The sequence below is a fragment of the Pseudomonas sp. SZ57 genome, from assembly GCF_009495975.1.
Lineage (GTDB): Bacteria > Pseudomonadota > Gammaproteobacteria > Pseudomonadales > Pseudomonadaceae > Aquipseudomonas > Aquipseudomonas syringae.
Genome location: NZ_WIBD01000023.1, coordinates 145,067 through 164,059 on the forward strand (window position 1 = coordinate 145,067; position 18,993 = coordinate 164,059).

Here is an 18,993-nt window from a genome sequence, read left to right on the forward strand (position 1 = left end):
TTCCATAAGGAGCATCCATGACCCCTGCAAATATCCCCGATCCGGATCTGAAATACCTGCAGAAAGTTCTGTTGGAAATGCTCGCGATCCCAAGCCCCACCGGCTTCACCGACACTATTGTGCGTTACGTGGCCGAGCGACTCGAAGAGCTCGGTATCCCGTTCGAACTGACCCGCCGCGGCACCATCCGCGCCACGCTGAAGGGCAAGCAGAACAGCCCCGACCGGGCCGTATCGGCGCATCTGGACACCATCGGTGCCAGTGTTCGGGAAGTCAAAGACAATGGCCGCCTGGCGCTGGCTGCGGTCGGCTGCTGGTCGAGCCGCTTTGCCGAAGGCAGCCGGGTCAGCGTGTTCACCGACACCGGCGTGATCCGTGGCAGCGTTCTGCCGCTGATGGCTTCCGGTCACGCGTTCAACACCGCCGTGGACGAAATGCCGATCAGTTGGGACCACGTCGAGCTGCGCCTGGATGCCTATTGCACCACGCGCGCCGACTGCGAATCACTGGGCATTGGCATCGGTGACTTCGTGGCTTTCGACCCGCTACCGGAGTTCACCGAGAGCGGACACATCAGCGCCCGTCACCTGGATGACAAGGCCGGTGTAGCGGCACTGCTCGCCGCCCTGAAATCCATTGTCGACAGCGGTGCCGAGCCGTTGATCGACTGCCACCCGCTGTTCACCATTACCGAAGAAACCGGGACGGGCGCAGCCGGTGTGCTGCCTTGGGACGTGAGCGAGTTCGTCGGCATCGACATCGCGCCGGTTGCGCCGGGTCAACACTCCAGCGAGCACGCTGTCAGCGTGGCGATGCAGGACTCGGGCGGTCCTTACGACTACCACCTGTCCCGCCATCTGCTACGGCTGGGCGTGGACAATGAGCTGCCGGTGCGTCGTGACCTGTTCCGCTATTACTACAGTGATGCGCACTCGGCGGTGACCTCAGGGCATGACATCCGCACCGCCTTGCTGGCCTTCGGCTGTGACGCGACGCATGGCTACGAGCGCACGCATATCGACAGTCTGGCAGCGCTGAGCAAGTTGCTCGGTGCCTACATGCTCAGCCCACCGGTATTCGCCAGCGATGCCAAACCGGCGCAGAGCTCGCTGGAGCGCTTCAGCCATCAGATCGAGCACGATGCGCAGATGGAATCCGACACCCGCGTGCCACCGGTCGACAGCCTGATCGGGCAGAATCGCGAAGAGAGTTGAGGCCCTGTGAATTGCGGTGCGTGGCACCGCAGTTCTATCATCGCCGCTCATCGACACGAGAACCGCCATGCTGATCCCCTACGACCAACTGGAACCTGACACCCTCACTCGCCTGATCGAGGATTTCGTCACCCGTGAGGGCACCGATAATGGCGACGAAACACCGCTGCAAACCCGGGTATTGCGCGTGCGTCATGCGTTGACCAAGGGCCAGGCGGTGATCTTTTTCGACCTTGAGAGCCAGCAGTGTCAGCTGATGCTCAAGCACGACGTGCCGAAGGAGTTTTTCGAATAGCCTTACAGTGCCTGAGTCAGGTCATTCACCTGCAACATAGCCTGCTGACAACGCCGCTCACCGAAGCGGCGTTGTTGCCTGTTGCGCAAGCGTCCTGGCGATTCGCTTGTAGACTTCGGCGCGGTGAACCTTGACGTCTTTCGGGGCATTGATCCCGAGCCTGACCTGATTGCCGTTGATCCCCAGGATCTGCACGGTGATGTCATCACCGATGGAAAACGTTTCGCCAATTTCCCGCGTCAGTACCAGCATTTTTCCCACCCTTGCGTTGCGCAAAAGAGGCAGGGTGCATGGCGAGACACGGCGCTTCAATGCGCTGATGGCAAATCAGTAACGTCCTGCAACAGCACCGGAAAAGACTGAAGGAAACGTCTTACTTTCCGGCCAAATCCGTGGGAAATGTCGTTCGCGACTGTGGTTAATCAAGCGGCGGACCAACGCGGCCCGAGCAGAATGATGGTCGCACCGATGACGCAGAAAGCCAGACCCAGCCAGTCCGTGCCCAGCGGCCTGACCCGCTCGACCAGCCCCAGCCAGGCAATCGACGCGACAATGTAGATCCCGCCATACGCCGCATACGCTCGGCCCGCATAAGCCGCCTCCACACGTGTCAGCAACAGTGCAAACACCGTCAGGCTGACAAGCGCAGGAATCACCCACAGCGCGCTCTTGCCCTGGCGTAACCACAGCCAGAAGGCATAGCAACCGAATATCTCGAACAGAGCGGCAAGGAAGAACCACAGGTAATTGAGCATGAAAGGTTCTCGGGACAGGGCTGCAAGATGCGCGCAACCCTATCAGAAAACAGTGCGGTCATGACCTTGAACACGCAACGGCGTGCCACACAAGAGGACGCAGAGCGTCCGGAACGGCATGCGACGCAGAGCGTCGCACGATAATGAGTTGTCTGCGTCGCAAAGAGGACTCAGAGCGGCCGGGTTGGTCAGGCATGCCCCTTCTGCGCCTTGGCGCGCATCTTGGCGCACATGACGGTCATTTCGTCATACATCGCCTGTGGCTGCTTGCGTTTCATTTCCCAGGCCATGCGGCCTTCTTCGTGAGGCAGTATCATGAACTCGCCTTCGCTAACCTGCCTGAAGATGCAGTCGGCGATATCCCGCGCGGTGATCGGCGACTTCTCCAGCAACCTGCCGATCTGCGCCTTCATCGCGGGCGTGGGGCCGCGGAAGGAATCCAGCAGGTTGGTCTGAAAGAACGACGGGCAGACCACATGAACCCCAATCCCCTGGTCATGCAGTTCGACCAGCAGGCTCTCGGAAAGCGCGACGACCCCGGCCTTGGCGACGTTGTAATTGCTCATCGCCGGGGCCTGCATCAGCGCTGCCATCGAGGCGATGTTGATGATCCGGCCCTTGCTGGCCAACAGCATCGGCAGGAACGCCTTGCAGCCCTTGACCACCCCCATCAGGTTGATCGCGATCTGCCAGTCCCAGTCCTCCAGCGACAATTCGTTGAAAAAGCCCCCGGAAGCCACCCCCGCATTGTTGACGATCACGTCGATGCCGCCAAAGCGCTGTTCACACGCCTGGGCGAACGCGGTGAGCTGGCTGTAATCGCGAACGTCGCAACGCTGCACGAAGCCGTCACCACCCGCCTCGCGTACCAGCGCAAGGGTCTCCTGCAAGCCGGCATCATTGATGTCCGAGAGTGCCAGCCGCCACCCTTCGCGTGCCCAGCGCAGTGCAATTTCACGACCCAGACCTGAGCCGGCGCCAGTAATCATGATGCGGTTTTGCATAGCGAGTGCCTTGTGATGTGCAGGAGTTGCCTGAGTGTAATCACACTAGAAGCACCACAAACCCACCATCAAGACGCTGAATGCCTGGAGCAAACCGCAGCCTTATGAACGCCTGGCTCGGGCCACATAACGGAGCAACAACAGGCCATACACCGACACATTGAGCAGCACGACGATGCCGCCCAGCCAAAGCTGTATGCCCGGCGTAAGCCCGGCCGGATAAATCAGCGGGATCAGATAATGCTCAACGAAGCCCCCGGTATAGCCCTGCCCTCCAGCGTTGCTGCGCAGGGTGTTTTCCAGCGGTGTCAGCGGGCAATACAGGTGCAGAAACTCGACCGCTGTCCCCCAGGCCGCCGCTGGAACGTGCAGCAGCGCCACCCAGGGCCTTCTCAATACCAGCAGTCCGCCGAACAGGACGAACACAATGAACAGTAGATGAAACACGACCACGGCATCCGCCGCCACTCGATAAACCATCATTGTGTCCTCTTGCGGGCCATGCCTCAGGTAGAAAGTTCGCGTCGCGCAGAGACTTTTCAGGGTCTTTAGTTCAATTGTTTTTAAGACCGATTCAACTGCATCAGATCAAAAAAGCCCGAGTTATTGTTAGACAAAAATACGACAAGCCCCTGATTTTCAATGATTTTCAAATAGGTAATAAATTATTAAAAATAGATCGAACCTTTCTCCAACGCCCGGAGTCGGATGAGTCAAGCAGGCTACTTCATACCGTCTGGCATGACGTTTCAACTGCATCTGTTAATTAACACTAATGTAAAGAGGGAACTCACCATGGGCATCGGCACTATTCTTATCATCGTTTTGATTCTGCTGCTAGTTGGCGGTTTGCCAGTATTCCCGCACTCGCGCAGCTGGGGCTACGGTCCGTCGGGCATCATCGGTACGATCCTGGTGATCCTGCTGATTCTGGTGTTGCTCGGCAAGATATGACCTTCTGCTCCACGCAGCAGCGCATGTAGCCAATAAGAAACCCCGCTTTTTCAAGCGGGGTTTTTTATTGCCCATGAAAAAGCAGCCCGAAGGCTGCTTCTCGTTCACAACAACCTGGCCTTAGTGCGAAACCGCACCACTGGCACCCAGCCCCGTCTGCGAGCGGACGAATTGCGGGAAGAACAGAGCGCGCTCGCCCTCCGCCGCTTTCGACTTGTCGGTGATGGAGAAGAACCAGATACCTACGAAGGCGATGGCGATGGAAAACAGCGCCGGGTATTCGTAAGGGAAAATGGCTTTCTCGTGATGCAGGATCTGCACCCAGATGGTCGGACCCAGCACCATCAGCACCACTGCGCTGATCAGGCCCATCCAGCCGCCAATCATGGCGCCACGGGTGGTCAGGTTTTTCCAGTACATGGAAAGCAACAGGATCGGGAAGTTGCAGCTTGCCGCGACCGAGAACGCCAGGCCCACCATGAAGGCGATGTTCTGGCTTTCGAAGGCAATACCCAGAAAGATCGCCACGACCGCCAGGGCAATGGTAGTGATTTTCGAGATACGGATCTCGTCCTTCTCGTTGGCTTTGCCTGCCTTGATGACGCTGGCATACAAGTCGTGAGAAACCGCCGAAGCACCCGCCAGGGTCAGACCGGCAACCACTGCCAGAATGGTGGCGAAGGCGACTGCCGAGATGAAGCCCAGGAACAGACTGCCACCGACCGCATCGGCCAGGTGAACCGCAGCCATGTTGTTACCGCCGAGCAAGGCGCCTGCTGCATCCTTGAACGCCGGATTGGTGCTGACCAGCAGGATCGCGCCGAAACCGATGATGAAGGTCAGGATGTAGAAGTAGCCGATAAAGCCGGTTGCGTAGAGCACCGACTTGCGGGCTTCCTTGGCATCGCTCACGGTGAAGAAGCGCATCAGGATGTGTGGCAGGCCCGCAGTACCGAACATCAGGGCCAGACCCAGCGAGAACGCCGAGATCGGGTCTTTCACCAGCCCGCCAGGGCTCATGATCGCTTCACCTTTGGGGTGAACCTTGATCGCTTCGGAGAACAGCATGTTGAAGTCGAAGTTGACGTGCTTCATGACCATCAGTGCCATGAACGACGCACCGGACAGCAACATCACTGCCTTGATGATCTGCACCCAGGTTGTAGCAAGCATGCCGCCGAACAGCACATAGAGGCACATCAGGATACCGACCAGCACCACCGCAACGGCGTAGTCCAGACCGAACAGCAGCTGGATCAGCTTGCCGGCACCGACCATCTGCGCAATCAGGTAAAACGCCACCACCACCAGCGAGCCGCAGGCAGACAGGGTGCGAATTTCCTTTTGCTTGAGGCGGTACGAGGCCACGTCGGCAAAGGTGTATTTACCCAGGTTGCGCAGGCGTTCGGCGATCAGGAACAGGATGATCGGCCAGCCCACCAGGAAGCCGATCGAGTAGATCAGGCCATCGTAGCCGGAGGTGTAGACCAGTGCGGAAATACCCAGAAAGGACGCTGCCGACATGTAGTCACCGGCAATCGCCAGACCGTTCTGGAAACCGGTGATCTTGCCACCTGCCGAGTAGTAGTCCGACGCAGTCTTGTTCTTTTTCGATGCCCAGTAGGTGATGTACAGCGTGAAAGCGACGAAGACCACGAACATGACGATCGCGGCGACGTTCAGGGGTTGTTTCTGCACTGCACCCGTCAACGCGTCTGCCGCCCAGAGGGTCGGCGCGAAGGCGGCCAGGCCAAGTGCTGCTGATAGGCGCCGGATCATTGCTGAGCCTCCTTGAGGATCGCGTTGTTCAGGTCATCGAATTCACCGTTGGCACGGCGAACATAGATGGCCGTCAATATGAACGCGGAAAGAATCAGCCCAACGCCTATCGGCATTCCCCAGGTAATGGTTGAAGTGGGACTTAGTTTGGCCCCCAGAATATGGGGTCCGTAAGCGATCAAAAGAATAAAGGCCGCATACAGGCCAAGCATGATCGCCGAGAGAATCCAGGCGAAACGCTCTCTTTTGGAGACCAGCTCCTTGAAACGGGGGCTGTTTTGAATCGAGAGGTAAATGCTGTCGTTCATTGTTTTTGTCCTCGCAGCACAGATGAGATGTCACGTAATGCACTTTAGTCGGGTCCGGCGCGCACTCCAGACGACCTTAGTATTAGAACGACATTAGCCGTAGATACCTCTTCTCGCACGGCCTGGACCCGCCGGCAGTCGGTCGAACGGAAAATACTCCGGGGCAGAAAAACAAAAGGCCGTCTGGCGATAACACCAGACGGCCTTGAGAAGAGCTATTCAGACACTTTGCGACTATTTGGCAGTCCATGCGGCGACGCGGTCCGGGTGCTTGGCGACCCAGTCCTTCGCTGCCGCTTCAGGTTTGGCACCGTCCTGAATCGCCAGCATCACCTCACCGATTTCATCCTTGGACGCCCACTGGAATTTTTTCAGGAAGGCCACGACTTCAGGAGCTTTCTTCTCCAGCCCCAGGCTGCCAACGTTGTCGACGGTTTCAGCCTCGCCGTAGACACCTTTCGGATCGTCCAGGAAACGCAGTTTCCACTTGGCGAACATCCAGTGCGGCACCCAGCCGGTAACCACGATGGCTTTTTTGTCCTTCTCTGCACGGGTGAGCTCAGCGATCATGCCCGCGCCGGAACTGGCCTGCAGCTTGTAGCCGTCCAGCCCATAGTCCTTGATGGCCTGATCGGTTTTGAGCATCACGCCCGAACCGGCATCGATCCCGGTGATCTTCTTTTTGAAGGAATCATCGGTCTTGAGGTCTTCAATGCTTTTGGCTTTCACGTATTCAGGCACGATCAGGCCGATCTTGGCGTCCTTGAAATTGGGCCCGTAGTTGACGACCTGATCCTTGTACTTGGCGTAGTACTCGCCATGCGTACCCGGAAGCCAGGCAGACAGCATCAGGTCGAGCTTATCGGTTGCCACCGCCTGCCACATGATCCCTGCGGCGACAGACTGCAACTTGACGTCATAACCAAGCTTTTGCTTGATCACTTCGGAGGCCACGAAGGTGGTGGCGACACTGTCGGACCAGCCTTCCACATAGCCAATGGTCAGGGTCTTGGTTTCGGCAATCGCCAGCGTGGAGCTGACCGCAAGTACCAGAGCGGCACCCGCCCCCAGTATTTTTCGCATCATCATTGTCGCTTCCCCGGAAGTTTGCACCGACGGTTGTCGGGGCATGGTTAACGTTGTTCTCCAGACCGCCTCCGCGCCCGACCTTTGGGCACGCGGCGCCTTGCACGTTTTTATCGCTGCCACGCGCAATCAAACGCACCGCAACGCCACCCTGATCATCGACCTGCACGACAGGCAGGCATGCTCTGTCTGCGACACTGGGACAATGGGAAACGACAACAACGAGCCATCAACGACAACGCACAGCGAAAAACGCCTGAAGCTGGCCATTAGCGGCAGGGGCACACCTTTATGCCCGGAGGAGAACGCCCTTCCCCATACCATCGTCGTATAGACGACACAGACTTGCGGCGCACCACTCTGGCTCGTGCTACGAAGGAAACACGATGTGTTACCGCAGCTTTACGATCACCACCGCGAACGGGTAACACGGAAACATTTTTTCCGGCTCTATGACCACGCGCCAACCATCAGAATTCACAAGCCACTGATTTAAAAGGATTTTCAAAAACTGGCACGGGTCCTGCTATATCTCTGGTACAACAAAAACAACAAATGATGCAGCAAACCAATAAAAACAATACGTAACGGCTCTGACACAACAAGAACAAAACGGACAGAGGCGCAGCTAACAGATTTTTTTGGAGTGGATCAGCTTTACAGGGACCTTTCAGTGAAAGGCCTCGCGACCGGACAGAGAACAATAAAACTACCGTCAGGTAGCTCCAGAACCGGTGGGATCACCCCGTTGTGCAGGCAGGTGATTAAAGTGAATCAGCGCTCAAAAAAATACGTTTGCTCTTGACCCCGCATGGGGGTCGCACAACAACGCTGTAAAGGGACTGGTCGCCAACAACAATAACAGGCCGCCCTATAACAATAAAAAGAGCACGTGAACCACATTGGAGGAGAGCTACGGCTCTCCTTTGTGCTTTCCGCAAGTCGGAAAATTCGTCTCCAGGCCATGGCCTGCCCATCATCACCAGCCGTGCAAACGTCGCTTTGGGGCAGCAGATACACGAGTCATACAAAAATAAACCGCATATCTGCATTGCAAAATCCAAAGAACGTGTATTGTTCCGTCATATTTACAGGGTTAACCGGTGGATGGGGCACTTTGGCACTACACCTTGGTCATAGCCTGCGTATCTCATCAGCACTTCTTTCCCAAGGGATTTAGTCATGCTCCGTTTTCTGCGCCTCGCCACCGTTATAGGTGGCTTGTGTTTAAGTGCGTCCGCTCTGGCAACCAACGTCGACTCTGCCACCTATGGCTACCCGCTGACTAATCCGTTTGAAGCGACCATTGCGACCACACCGCCCGATCTGCGCCCCGATCTGCCTGACGATGAAGATATCGATCAGGATGTTTACACCCTGAACCTGCACCCCGAGCGCGAGTTCACCCTGCCCGACAACTTCTGGGCGGTGAAAAAGTTGCACTATCGCCTGGCCAAACAGGACCATGCTGCCCCGCTGATCTTCCTGATCGCCGGCACCGGCGCGCCGTATAACAGCACCATCAATGAATTCCTGAAAAAGCTCTATTACGGCGCGGGCTACCACGTCGTGCAGTTGTCTTCGCCCACCAGCTATGACTTCATGAGCTCGGCCTCGCGCTTTGCGACTCCTGGCGTCTCCACCGACGACGCAGAAGACATTTATCGCGTCATGCAGGCCATTCGGGCTCAGCAGGCGCAATTGCCGGTAACCGACTATTACCTGACCGGTTACAGCCTCGGCGCACTGAATGCTGCATTCGTCAGCAAGCTGGACGAAACCCGTCGCAGCTTCAACTTCAAGAAAGTCCTGCTGCTCAACCCGCCGGTCAATCTCTACACCTCGATCAGCAACCTCGACAAACTGGTACAGACCAACGTCAAGGGCATCAACAACACCACCACGTTCTACGAACTGGTGTTGGCCAAGCTGACCCGCTACTTCCGCCAAAAGGGTTACATCGACCTCAACGATGCACTGCTGTTCGACTTCCAGCAGTCCAAGCAGCACCTGACCAACGAACAGATGGCGATGCTGATCGGTACCTCGTTCCGCTTCTCGTCGGCTGACATCGCGTTCACCTCCGACCTGATCAACCGTCGCGGTCTGATCACGCCACCGAAATTCCCGATCACCGAAGGCACCAGCCTGACGCCGTTCCTCAAGCGTGCTCTGCAGTGCGACTTCGATTGCTACCTGACCGAACAGGTCATCCCGATGTGGCGCGCACGCACCGACGGCGGTAGCCTGCTGCAACTGGTCGACCAGGTCAGCCTCTACGCGCTCAAGGACTACCTGCACAGCAACACCAAGATTGCCGTCATGCACAACGCCGACGACGTGATCCTGGGCTCGGGTGACCTCGGCTTCCTGCGCAAGACCTTTGGCGATCGCCTGACCGTTTACCCGTACGGCGGGCATTGCGGCAACCTTAATTACCGCGTCAACACCGACGCCATGCTGGAGTTTTTCCGTGGCTAAACGTCTTTTACTTCTTGCCGCTCTGCTCTGTGCCGGCACAGTCCAGGCCGCTGACGCGGATACCAGCAACAAGGCTCAGCACCCGGCCACTGTGGCCCGTCAGACCGATGCTGATGGTTTCACTCAGCCACTGAAGTCGCTGCAATTCAACCCGGGGCTGGATCAGCGTGAGTTCGAGCGCGCCTCCATCAACGCGCTGGAAGTCTATGATCCGCTGGAATCCTGGAACCGCCGGGTTTACCACTTCAACTACCGTTTCGACGAATGGGTATTCCTGCCGGTCGTGGACGGCTACCGCTACATCACCCCTGGCTTCGTGCGCAGCGGCGTGAGCAACTTTTTCAGCAACCTGGGCGACGTTTCCAACCTGCTGAACAGCCTGCTGCAGTTCAAGGGCGAGCGCTCGCTGGACACCACTGGCCGTCTGCTGCTCAACACCACCATCGGCATCGCCGGTCTGTGGGACCCGGCGACCATGATGGGCCTGCCGCGCCAGAGCGAAGACTTCGGCCAGACCCTGGGCTTCTACGGCGTCCCTGCAGGGCCTTATCTGGTGTTGCCATTGTTCGGTCCATCGAACGTGCGTGACACCGGCGGCATGCTGTTCGACTACACGGCTGAAAACCAGATCAACTTCCTCAACGTGGCTGAAGTCAGCAGCGACCATCCGGAAATCACCGTGTTGCGCGCCGTTGACCGCCGTTACGTCACCAGCTTCCGTTACGGCCAGCTCAACTCGCCGTTCGAGTATGAAAAAGTGCGCTACGTCTACACCGAGTCGCGCAAGCTGCAGATCGCCGAATAAGCGTAACGCGGCAAAACGACGGCCAGCCGGAGTGATCGGGCTGGTCGTTTTTTTTGGCACTTTTACCTGCTTGGCCAATCACATGGCTCAAGGCAAACGCCTCCGTCATCAACAGACAAAAAGGAATTTCCATGCGCTCTTTCGGTTTCAAGGCAATGGCTGTGTGTGTCGCACTGGCAGCATGTCAGAGCATGCTCAGCGTTCAGGCTGCCACCAAGCCGCAGGCCGCTGCGCCCGCTGCTGCGGTGCAAAAGGCTTCGCTGCTGGGCGGCAAACTGGCCTTCACCATCCCTACGGGCTACGTACAGGGCGAGATGCCCGAGATTGATGCAAAAGCCAAGGCTCAGGGTGTGACGGGGTCGCTCTACACCAATGCGGCCGAAAAGCGCGTGCTGATCGTTACCGAAACACCTATGCCAATGGGCGTGCAGGCCAACGATAACGACGGCGCAGTACTTGATGGGCTGGTCACCGGCATCCTTGCCCAGCAGAGTACCGGCTACAAGGACTTCAAAAAGCTGGGCGACAAGAAGATCGTCAAGAAGAACGGTCTTGGTGTGCGTCAACTGGACACCTCGGCGACCATGAGTGACGCTCAGGTGCTGAGCACATCGATCGTCGCTGCATCGGGTAGCCGCGCAGCCGTACTGAACGTGGTCTCCAATGCGAAGAATCCGAAAGAGCATGCTGCGCTGGTGAAGACTGTCATCGGCCAGTGATCTGCGGACCGGTCCGCCGGTCCGATGTGGCTCAATCCACCCGCAACACGCCGGATAACCGCTCGACCAGAGCCTGAACCCTGGCAGATCGCCCACGAAACCCTTATTAGTGAATTCCAGTCCACAACAAAGGGAAAACTTGGCAAAGATAGAAGTTCTTTTCTGCAATAAGCTGGCGGACTTATTTTTAATGGGTCTGCACAATGCCTTCTCTGGAAACCACTGCCTCCGGCGCTCGCGGCGAAAGCTCGACCGGCGCCGGCTTGTCCATCGCGATTCTGGCCCTCGCCGGCTTCGTGATCGTCACCACTGAATTTCTCATCATCGGTCTGTTGCCTTCAATGGCCCGTGATCTGGGAATTTCCATTTCTACTGCCGGTTTGCTGGTGACGCTGTTCGCCTTCACGGTGATGCTCTTTGGCCCACCGCTGACGGCCATGCTCTCGCACCTGGACCGCAAGCGTACGTTCATTGTCATCCTGCTGATCTTCGCCGCCTCCAACGCGCTGGCGGCGGTGTCGAGCAATATATGGGTGCTGGCGCTGGCGCGGTTCATTCCGGCACTGGCCTTGCCGGTGTTCTGGGGCACCGCCAGTGAAACGGCAAGCCTGCTGGCCGGACCGAAACGCGCTGGCAAGGCTGTTGCGCAGGTGTACCTCGGCATCTCGGCTGCCATGCTGTTCGGTATTCCGCTGGGTACGGTATTTGCCGATGCCGTGGGCTGGCGCGGCGCATTCTGGGCGCTGACGCTGCTGTCAGCGTTGATGGCCCTGTTGCTGGCACTGTCGATGCCGCGTATCGAACCTACTGCAAAGGTCGGCCTCGCCGAGCAGGCAAAAATTCTCCGGGATCCGTTTTTCCTCGCCAACCTGCTGCTGTCCATCCTGCTGTTCACGGCCATGTTCGGTGCCTATACCTACCTGGCTGACACACTGGAACGCATCGCGGGCATCGAATCGGCTCAAGTGGGTTGGTGGTTGATGGGCTTCGGCGCGGTCGGCCTGATCGGTAATGCCTTGGGTGGACGTTATGTGGACCGCAGCCCGCTCGGCTCGACCATGGCCTTTGCGCTGCTGCTCGCACTGGGCATGACCGCAAGCGTACCCGCCGCAGGCTCCATGCCGCTGCTGGCCGTGGTGCTGGTGATTTGGGGCATCGCACATACGGCGCTGTTTCCGATCTGCCAGATCAGGGTGATGAAAGCAGCGCCTCAGGCCCAGGCACTGGCAGGGACCTTGAATGTCTCGGCCGCCAATGCCGGCATCGGCCTGGGATCGATCATCGGAGGCCTTACCATCGAGCACCTGGGCCTGGGTGCCGTAGGGTATGTCGCCGCTGTTGTTGCGCTGCTGTCCATTGCCGTTGCATGGATGACCAGCACTCAGAAAAACAAGGCACCGTTATAACCGCCTGACCGTCGCGTTACTGAACTCGCCGGGCAGTGTGTCTGCCAACAACCAGACACCCTGCCCCGGTTATTAGCGGTGTATTAAATTGTATATTTCGTCATATTTTTGAACAGGCTTTAGCACTGTTTCTGTCATTTAATTGACTTTTAATCAGTGACTTTTCCTCAATACGTAGCTATTTGACACCCCTCGGCAAAATACTCTTCCCTTGCCACTAGTGAACGCTCAAACTCCAGCCTTTCGGTCAAGCGGTGTCGATTTCTGACCGATTCGAAAGTAATGTCCGGTAAGAATCTATGAGCACCTATCACCGCAGAGGGATGGCATTCGCCAAGCGGATCTACGCCCCGAGATGCTTCGGTGTCAGCGTTGGCTTTGTGACGGTCGCTGTTTCTTTGTATTACGTGAATGCAGCACACTGGGCGTGGTTGTTGGCGCTGCTCTATAGCCTGGTGTGGCCGCATGTTGCTTACCAGCTCGCAAGAACGTCGCGCGAGCCTTACCAGGCTGAATGGCGCAATCTGCTTTTCGATTCGATGATGGGCGGTTTCTGGGTTGGCGCGATGGGTTTCAGCGCAGTTCCCGGGGTTACGGTGCTCGCCATGATGGCCATGCATAACATGGCCGCCGCCGGGCCACGTCTGATGCTGCAAGGCCTGTGCATGCAGGCACTGGGCGTGCTGATTTCGCTGGCCGCGCTCGACCCTGTCGTCAATCTGCATGGCAACATGGCGCAGATCTACGCCTGCCTTCCGGTACTGGTGACCTACCCTATTTTCATTGGCTGGCTGAGCCATCAGGTCACACTCAAGTTATGGGAACACCGCAACATCCTGCGCAAGGTCAGCCGCACCGACAGCCTCACCGGCCTGCTCAATCATGGCGCGTGGAAGGACCTGCTTGACCTTAAGTACGCCAGTAACCAGGGCGCGTATCAGGAGTGCGTCATCGCGCTGATCGATATCGATCACTTCAAGGTCATCAACGACACTTACGGCCACCTGATGGGCGACACGGTGCTGCAGAGTATCAGCGAAGCACTGATAGAAAACCTGCGCGATTCCGATCTGATCGGGCGTTGTGGCGGCGATGAATTCTGCGTCATTCTGCCCGACACCAGTCTGCTTCAAGCAAAGGAAATCCTTGAGCGCCTGCGCATGGCAATAGATGAAATGACCTATACCCTGCATTGCGATCTCAAGGTCAGCCTCAGTATCGGCATTGCCGCCTACTCCCCTGAAATGCCGGATGCGTCGTCGTGGCTGCATGAAGCAGACAAGGCGCTGTATCTGGCCAAAAGCACCGGCCGCAACCGCGTCGCCAGCCCTCAGGATGCGCCGCCAGAACTCCAGTCGCTTGGCGCACAGGCCTGATCCGTCAACGCTTGTCCTTGAACAGCATGTCGAACAGGGATGAGAGACTCTTGACCCCCATCGCTTTCAGGAATGTCTCGCGCATATCGTTACGCAGGCTTTCCAGCGTTATTTCCTTGGGTTTGGTGGATTTTTTTACGGCGGCCGTTTCTCGAGAGTCGCCTTCGCCAGGCGTGTATTTTTCCTTGGACAGCGTCCTTATGTAGTCACTCTTCTGGCTTTTATAAGTAGTGAAATCTGCCCCCAGTTGCTCGTCCCTTTCCCCTGCCGTTGAAAACCTGTTGATGACTTTTTCCATGAAATCAAAATTATTGTGACCGATGGACCCGTAGTCCTTGTCAGTGATGAAGCGAACAAACCCCTGATCCAGCCGCGTTGTTTTTAACCCATCGCTTTCGGTAATACGCTTGGCGGTGGCCGCGTGCGGCTCGGTAAAACTGTAGAACACCTTGTGGCCTTCCATGTCATATGTTTTGCCCTGGTTCTGGCGGCCCCATATTCTTCCATCATCTTTCTCTCTGTACGAGGCCAGTCCAAAAGCCAGATCATCAACATAGCCTAGGTCAGCTCCCTGAGCGCTCGCCCACTCGTAAACATCACCCAGCAGCCTGCGATCATCCCGGGTTAAAAAAAACGCCTCGGGCATGGACATTCCACATTCGGCTTTTCCTAGCATGGGCGCAGAACGAGCAGAGTCCGCGAATCCGAACACCCTGTGTTTCAGGAGGGCCTGGCCGCTGATGGTCACTGCAGAGTCTGGAGAGGTTGATCGGAGGGGGGGATTGGCAATTGAGGGCATGTTTTTTGCCGCTCTTTTATCGTCAAGTTGTTGCGCGGCTATCAGTGCATCTGCTCCGGAACTTATGACTCGCATAACGTTGGCTCCTGCTCCGAAAGATCCCTGGCGGTTATCGCCAGGGATTAACAATCAATACGTTAAATGAAAGGTGACTGTTTCTGGCCCGGCAGGCTTGCTTTGCCAAGGCCCACTTTCAGCGCTGTGCCTAATCATGACGTCGGAGGCATAGCTAAAACCAAGACTGTTGAACCTCTCAGTACTGCCAGGCACGCCTGGCGTTATAGGGATACAATCAGAATCATGTACACCGCCTCTCCTAAAACAAAGATTTGCGCGTTCGTTCACGCTTTCCGGAAAAGTAGTCGCGGTCCAGGAAATCTTTTGTAACCGAGAGTTATTCGCCGCGCCGCGGGGGTAATCAGCCAATCTCAATTGGTGTCGGGAAAACGCACTGTGACCAGGCCCATTGATAAACGTCGGTGTTCGGGTAGTCGTAACAGAATAATCGCCCGCCTGGCTGGCAGCCGACACTAACAACACAAGCAAAGGTGCTATTTTTTTCATAGGTGTACTCCAATATTTATAAATCAAATTCATCGGCCGTGCGAAAGCCGCAGGCTTGAAAGCATCTGCACGAACCGCTATTTTTTATCATTCAACGAACGCGCTAACGCGCACTCTGATTAAACATGTTTGTTAGAGAAAACCTAAACCGCTTGTAAAAACCCCATCAACCAACTGGTATAAATACCCACGTCCGAGACCTGATTAGCCACACGCTTGATCAATGGAAAGCTCAAACGAGGAGAGGTTATCCAGCAGCCACTCAGGCGTATGCCTCTCAAGCAATGTGCCGATGGACTGCTGCTTTATCAGTGCGCCATAGAGGGCTTCTTCATGATCGAGGTGTGCTTGCTGAAGAGCTCGATAGTTGAGCGGATAGATGCTCTTCTCGATGGGCAACAGCCGGTCGAAGTGTTCGAGCAGACCATGAAAGACGATTCGCCGTTCGACGGTATTGCGCGTGGTGGCTATGAGTTTGACGAAGTACTCACTGTCCTGAGCCCGCAGCGCTTCGCTGGCGGCATAACGCTCGACCAGCGTGTGCGGCGATGGATCATCGAATACGATGCAGCACAGGTCTTCGCGCACCAGGCCTTTGAACGGGTTCTCGGCTTCTGACCGACGGCCGTGCAGCCCGAGTGCAAATTGTACGGCGCGCTCGGCCAGCCATTGACGCTTGCGGCCCTCAAGCCGGGCAATGTCTTCGAGCAAGGGTGACTGACGCCCATGCGAACGAAGCTGCCTACAGAGTTTGGCAAACAGGCCGACAGGTCCGGACAGCTTTGCCTGTTGCTCGGCCAGTTGCGCTACGGAAAGCGCGGACTGCCGGGTTGCCAGATGCTGGAAGTCCGTTGTCGTATTAAAGCCGGGCCGCAGTGGGTCCAGCCGCAACGACGTGTCGGCACCTGGCTCGCCCCGAACAAAACAAACAGTCATGAGTGGCTCCTTTTTTATTGTTTACAGTTCGTCGTGCGAGCAGGTTTCGGATAGTCCTTTATGCAGACAGCAGGAAGCAGTGCCTGACAGGCGTCACAGAGCAGCACGGTATTATTGATTGCACTGCCAAACGTCGGCAGTGCTCATTGCATTAACAAGTTACAGGTTGCGACAAGACACATTATGTATGTACTGGCTCGCTAGGCAATCCGACAGATGTAGGGGGTCGGGCAGTGTGCCCCGGAAGCAATAGAGATACGCACCTGGCCATGAGCTCGGCACGCGTCCTCACCTGATTCTTTCTTAGCAGCGAAGATACGTGATCGCGAACGGTGTAGTCACTGATACTGAGCTGCCTGGCAATTTCCTTGTTCGTACATCCCTGCAACAACAGGCCAAGAACCTCCTGCTCTCTCATTGTCACCCACATGATACTTCCCCTTGCCATCATTTTGCCTAACCGGCAAATTCGTAGGATGTTTCTTACATTCGTCTTCCATGACCCAAACAGTAAGTCGGCACAGAAATCATTTTATTTAGTCTTGTTTCGCATAAACACGAGTTTCCCCTCAAAGCCTTGTAACAAAGCTACAAGCTGTAAGAAAAATCTCTAATAATTAAATACCGAGGAAAACTCCTACAGCAGATACGGAATAATTACGTCTGACTATTGATCGACACCATGAATGAATCACCTGGCGAAACATTTCGCGCAGGGATGAGCCAAGAGCACATTAGATAAATAACGTAAACGCTACAGAGAGGCGCAAGATAGACTTGAGGAAACGGAATTACAATCACTTGTTACAATTGAACCTGCCTGCCGCCCGGAACTTTCCGGCCATATTCGAGTTGCCACTCACCCCACACAAGAGGTGAGCAGCGGGCATTGCCGGTGTGTACGAGAACAGCGGTCGCCGCGCCCCCCGCCCCGGAGTTATCCGGCTTTACCGCTTGCCAGGTCATCCACCACCACGCCACGGCGCAGGCCGAATACTGCAGCGGTCATCAGGCCCGTGGCGCCCATGATCAGGCTATACAGCACGCACACCCAGATATTCCACGGCATCAGCGCAATCAGCATCAATGGCGTGGTGCTGGCCCAGAAGGCATAGGCGATGTTGTAAGTGAACGAGATGCCTGACACCCGGATGTTCGCCGGGAACAGTCCGACCATCACCGACGGCACCACACCGACAATCCCGCACGCCAGCCCGGCAATCGCGTAGGCGATGCCCAGCGGCATCCATTGCTCGATGAGGCTGGTGTAAAGCACGCCGATGCCCATCGGCATCAGCAGGCTGTAGAACATGATGCCGCGCCAGGCGCCGATCCGGTCGACCAGCATGCCTGCCAGCACGCAGCCTATATTGAGAAACACGATGCCGACGGCACTCAGAGCAAAGGTGTCGCTGGCACTGATACCAAAGCGCTGCTGCATCACGGTCGGGGTAATCACCACCAGGACCACCACTGCGGAGGTCAGCACAAAGGTCAGCAGCGCAGCAGGCAGCAAGGATTGGCGATGATCGCGCAGCACCTGGCCAAGTGGCAGCGCCGGCAGATGTTCACGCTGGGCATGCAGGGCGATGAACACCGGGGTTTCGTTCAACCAGCGGCGCAACCAGACGCCCACCACACCGAATACGCCACCGAGCAGGAACGGAATACGCCATGCCCATTCAAGAATTTCGCCAGGGCTGAAGACACGCGCCAGCCATGTTGCGGTCAGTGCACCCAGCAGGTATCCGAATGTCAGACCGGCTTGCAGTACGCCCAGTGCATAGCCGCGGTGCCCCTTGGGCGCGTGTTCTGCCACGAATACCCAGGCGCTTGGCACTTCGCCGCCCACAGCGGCTCCTTGCAGGATGCGCAGCGCCAGCAGCACCAGCGGCGCCCAGTAACCGATCTGTGCGTAGGTGGGCATGACGCCGATCAGCAGACAAGGCAGGGCCATCATCAGAATGCTCAGGCTAAACACGCGTTTGCGGCCCAGCCGGTCGGCGAAGTGCGCCATGAGAATCCCGCCCAGCGGGCGCGCCAGATAGCCGGTCACGAAGATCCCGAAGCTTTGCAGCAGACGCAACCACTCGGGCATGTCCGGGGGAAAGAACAGCTGGCTGAGGGTCAGCGCAAAGAATACGAAAATGATGAAGTCGTAGATTTCCAGCGCCCCACCCAGCGCCGCAAGACTCAGGGTCTTGTAGTCGCCTTTGGTGAAAGGTTGCGGAGTGGATTGAACGATGGCCGTCATGAAGCCCCCGAAACATGGCTGAAAAGAGCGCCTGACGCTCACAGGGCGCGAAGAATAGCAAAGCTTGCGGGCGCACTGATACGGAGCTGAGGCCTGTAGCAGGAACGATAATCCCGACTATGGTGCGGCGCTCCGCGTCGGTCTCCACTGATAATCCGATTATCGTGCGGCGCTATGCGTCGCAAGAGGGTCTCGGCGCCCTGCGGCCGCAGATCGTCGCAGCCGGTGGAGAACTGGCTGCGCGCGCGGGAGGGGGCG

At 56.9% G+C, this 18,993-nt stretch carries 20 protein-coding genes; 9 read left to right on the forward strand and 11 right to left on the reverse strand.

What is annotated here, in order from left to right; genetic code table 11:
• Nucleotides 1-17: 17 nt before the first annotated feature.
• Nucleotides 18-1,214: an osmoprotectant NAGGN system M42 family peptidase gene (locus GE543_RS20425; RefSeq protein WP_003412697.1), complete on the forward strand. Its 1,197-nt coding sequence runs from the start codon at nucleotides 18-20 to the stop codon at nucleotides 1,212-1,214.
• A gap of 67 nt (nucleotides 1,215-1,281) precedes the next feature.
• Nucleotides 1,282-1,509, forward strand: a complete 228-nt coding sequence (locus tag GE543_RS20430; RefSeq protein ID WP_003314533.1) for a YheU family protein — start codon at nucleotides 1,282-1,284, stop codon at nucleotides 1,507-1,509.
• A 57-nt stretch (nucleotides 1,510-1,566) separates the two neighbouring features.
• Here the strand turns inward: GE543_RS20430 and csrA are convergent, their stop codons facing one another.
• From csrA to GE543_RS20450, 4 genes are all read right to left on the reverse strand, one after another.
• Nucleotides 1,567-1,761, reverse strand: a complete 195-nt coding sequence (gene csrA / locus GE543_RS20435) for a carbon storage regulator CsrA (RefSeq protein ID WP_003402536.1) — start codon at nucleotides 1,759-1,761, stop codon at nucleotides 1,567-1,569.
• 170 nt (nucleotides 1,762-1,931) lie between these two features.
• Nucleotides 1,932-2,264, reverse strand: a complete 333-nt coding sequence (locus tag GE543_RS20440; protein ID WP_003393231.1) for a YnfA family protein — start codon at nucleotides 2,262-2,264, stop codon at nucleotides 1,932-1,934.
• A gap of 188 nt (nucleotides 2,265-2,452) precedes the next feature.
• Entirely contained in the window at nucleotides 2,453-3,268 is an 816-nt protein-coding gene (locus GE543_RS20445) for an SDR family oxidoreductase (protein ID WP_153222245.1), read from the reverse strand.
• Between the two features lie 102 nt (nucleotides 3,269-3,370).
• Nucleotides 3,371-3,748, reverse strand: coding sequence for a DUF2784 domain-containing protein (locus GE543_RS20450; protein ID WP_178118647.1), 378 nt, complete (start codon nucleotides 3,746-3,748; stop codon nucleotides 3,371-3,373).
• Nucleotides 3,749-4,063: 315 nt separating this feature from the next.
• Here GE543_RS20450 and GE543_RS20455 point away from each other — a divergent pair, with 315 nt between their 5' ends.
• Nucleotides 4,064-4,222: a DUF3309 family protein gene (locus GE543_RS20455; protein WP_002552554.1), complete on the forward strand. Its 159-nt coding sequence runs from the start codon at nucleotides 4,064-4,066 to the stop codon at nucleotides 4,220-4,222.
• A gap of 120 nt (nucleotides 4,223-4,342) precedes the next feature.
• Here the strand turns inward: GE543_RS20455 and GE543_RS20460 are convergent, their stop codons facing one another.
• From GE543_RS20460 to GE543_RS20470, 3 genes are all read right to left on the reverse strand, one after another.
• Nucleotides 4,343-6,001 carry a cation acetate symporter gene (locus GE543_RS20460; protein ID WP_003363323.1) on the reverse strand — a complete coding sequence of 553 codons (1,659 nt, stop codon included), beginning with the start codon at nucleotides 5,999-6,001 and terminating at the stop codon, nucleotides 4,343-4,345.
• Entirely contained in the window at nucleotides 5,998-6,309 is a 312-nt protein-coding gene (locus GE543_RS20465; protein ID WP_003314526.1) for a DUF485 domain-containing protein, read from the reverse strand. The genes GE543_RS20460 and GE543_RS20465 overlap by 4 nt, the downstream gene beginning before the upstream one ends.
• 234 nt (nucleotides 6,310-6,543) lie before the next feature.
• On the reverse strand, nucleotides 6,544-7,398 hold the full coding sequence (locus GE543_RS20470) for a glycine betaine ABC transporter substrate-binding protein (RefSeq protein WP_046236297.1): 855 nt from the start codon (nucleotides 7,396-7,398) through the stop codon (nucleotides 6,544-6,546).
• Between the two features lie 40 nt (nucleotides 7,399-7,438).
• On the opposite strand from GE543_RS20470, the gene GE543_RS20475 reads away from it, so the two are divergent.
• The 6 genes from GE543_RS20475 (at nucleotide 7,439) to GE543_RS20500 (ending at nucleotide 14,182) form a co-directional block, all read left to right on the forward strand.
• Nucleotides 7,439-7,729, forward strand: coding sequence for a hypothetical protein (locus GE543_RS20475; protein ID WP_153222246.1), 291 nt, complete (start codon nucleotides 7,439-7,441; stop codon nucleotides 7,727-7,729).
• An 848-nt stretch (nucleotides 7,730-8,577) separates the two neighbouring features.
• On the forward strand, nucleotides 8,578-9,876 hold the full coding sequence (locus GE543_RS20480; protein ID WP_003363327.1) for a hypothetical protein: 1,299 nt from the start codon (nucleotides 8,578-8,580) through the stop codon (nucleotides 9,874-9,876).
• Entirely contained in the window at nucleotides 9,869-10,681 is an 813-nt protein-coding gene (locus GE543_RS20485; RefSeq protein WP_003412714.1) for a VacJ family lipoprotein, read from the forward strand. The genes GE543_RS20480 and GE543_RS20485 overlap by 8 nt, the downstream gene beginning before the upstream one ends.
• Before the next feature lie 131 nt (nucleotides 10,682-10,812).
• Nucleotides 10,813-11,400 (forward strand): polyribonucleotide nucleotidyltransferase, encoded by a 588-nt coding sequence (locus tag GE543_RS20490; RefSeq protein WP_153222247.1) that lies wholly within the window; start codon nucleotides 10,813-10,815, stop codon nucleotides 11,398-11,400.
• A gap of 203 nt (nucleotides 11,401-11,603) precedes the next feature.
• Nucleotides 11,604-12,806, forward strand: a complete 1,203-nt coding sequence (locus GE543_RS20495; protein ID WP_003412721.1) for an MFS transporter — start codon at nucleotides 11,604-11,606, stop codon at nucleotides 12,804-12,806.
• Nucleotides 12,807-13,105: 299 nt separating this feature from the next.
• Nucleotides 13,106-14,182, forward strand: a complete 1,077-nt coding sequence (locus tag GE543_RS20500) for a diguanylate cyclase (RefSeq protein WP_046271090.1) — start codon at nucleotides 13,106-13,108, stop codon at nucleotides 14,180-14,182.
• A gap of 4 nt (nucleotides 14,183-14,186) precedes the next feature.
• Here GE543_RS20500 and GE543_RS20505 read toward each other — a convergent pair whose 3' ends face one another.
• The 4 genes from GE543_RS20505 to GE543_RS20525 all read right to left on the reverse strand — a co-directional run bounded on the left by GE543_RS20505 (nucleotide 14,187) and on the right by GE543_RS20525 (nucleotide 18,735).
• Nucleotides 14,187-15,056 carry a hypothetical protein gene (locus GE543_RS20505; protein ID WP_153222248.1) on the reverse strand — a complete coding sequence of 290 codons (870 nt, stop codon included), beginning with the start codon at nucleotides 15,054-15,056 and terminating at the stop codon, nucleotides 14,187-14,189.
• A gap of 693 nt (nucleotides 15,057-15,749) precedes the next feature.
• Nucleotides 15,750-16,481 (reverse strand): hypothetical protein, encoded by a 732-nt coding sequence (locus GE543_RS20515; protein WP_153222250.1) that lies wholly within the window; start codon nucleotides 16,479-16,481, stop codon nucleotides 15,750-15,752.
• A 181-nt stretch (nucleotides 16,482-16,662) separates the two neighbouring features.
• Entirely contained in the window at nucleotides 16,663-16,932 is a 270-nt protein-coding gene (locus tag GE543_RS20520) for a LuxR C-terminal-related transcriptional regulator (protein WP_153222251.1), read from the reverse strand.
• Nucleotides 16,933-17,418: 486 nt separating this feature from the next.
• Complete coding sequence (locus tag GE543_RS20525) at nucleotides 17,419-18,735, reverse strand: MFS transporter (RefSeq protein WP_153222252.1); 1,317 nt, start codon at nucleotides 18,733-18,735, stop codon at nucleotides 17,419-17,421.
• Nucleotides 18,736-18,993 lie beyond the last annotated feature (258 nt).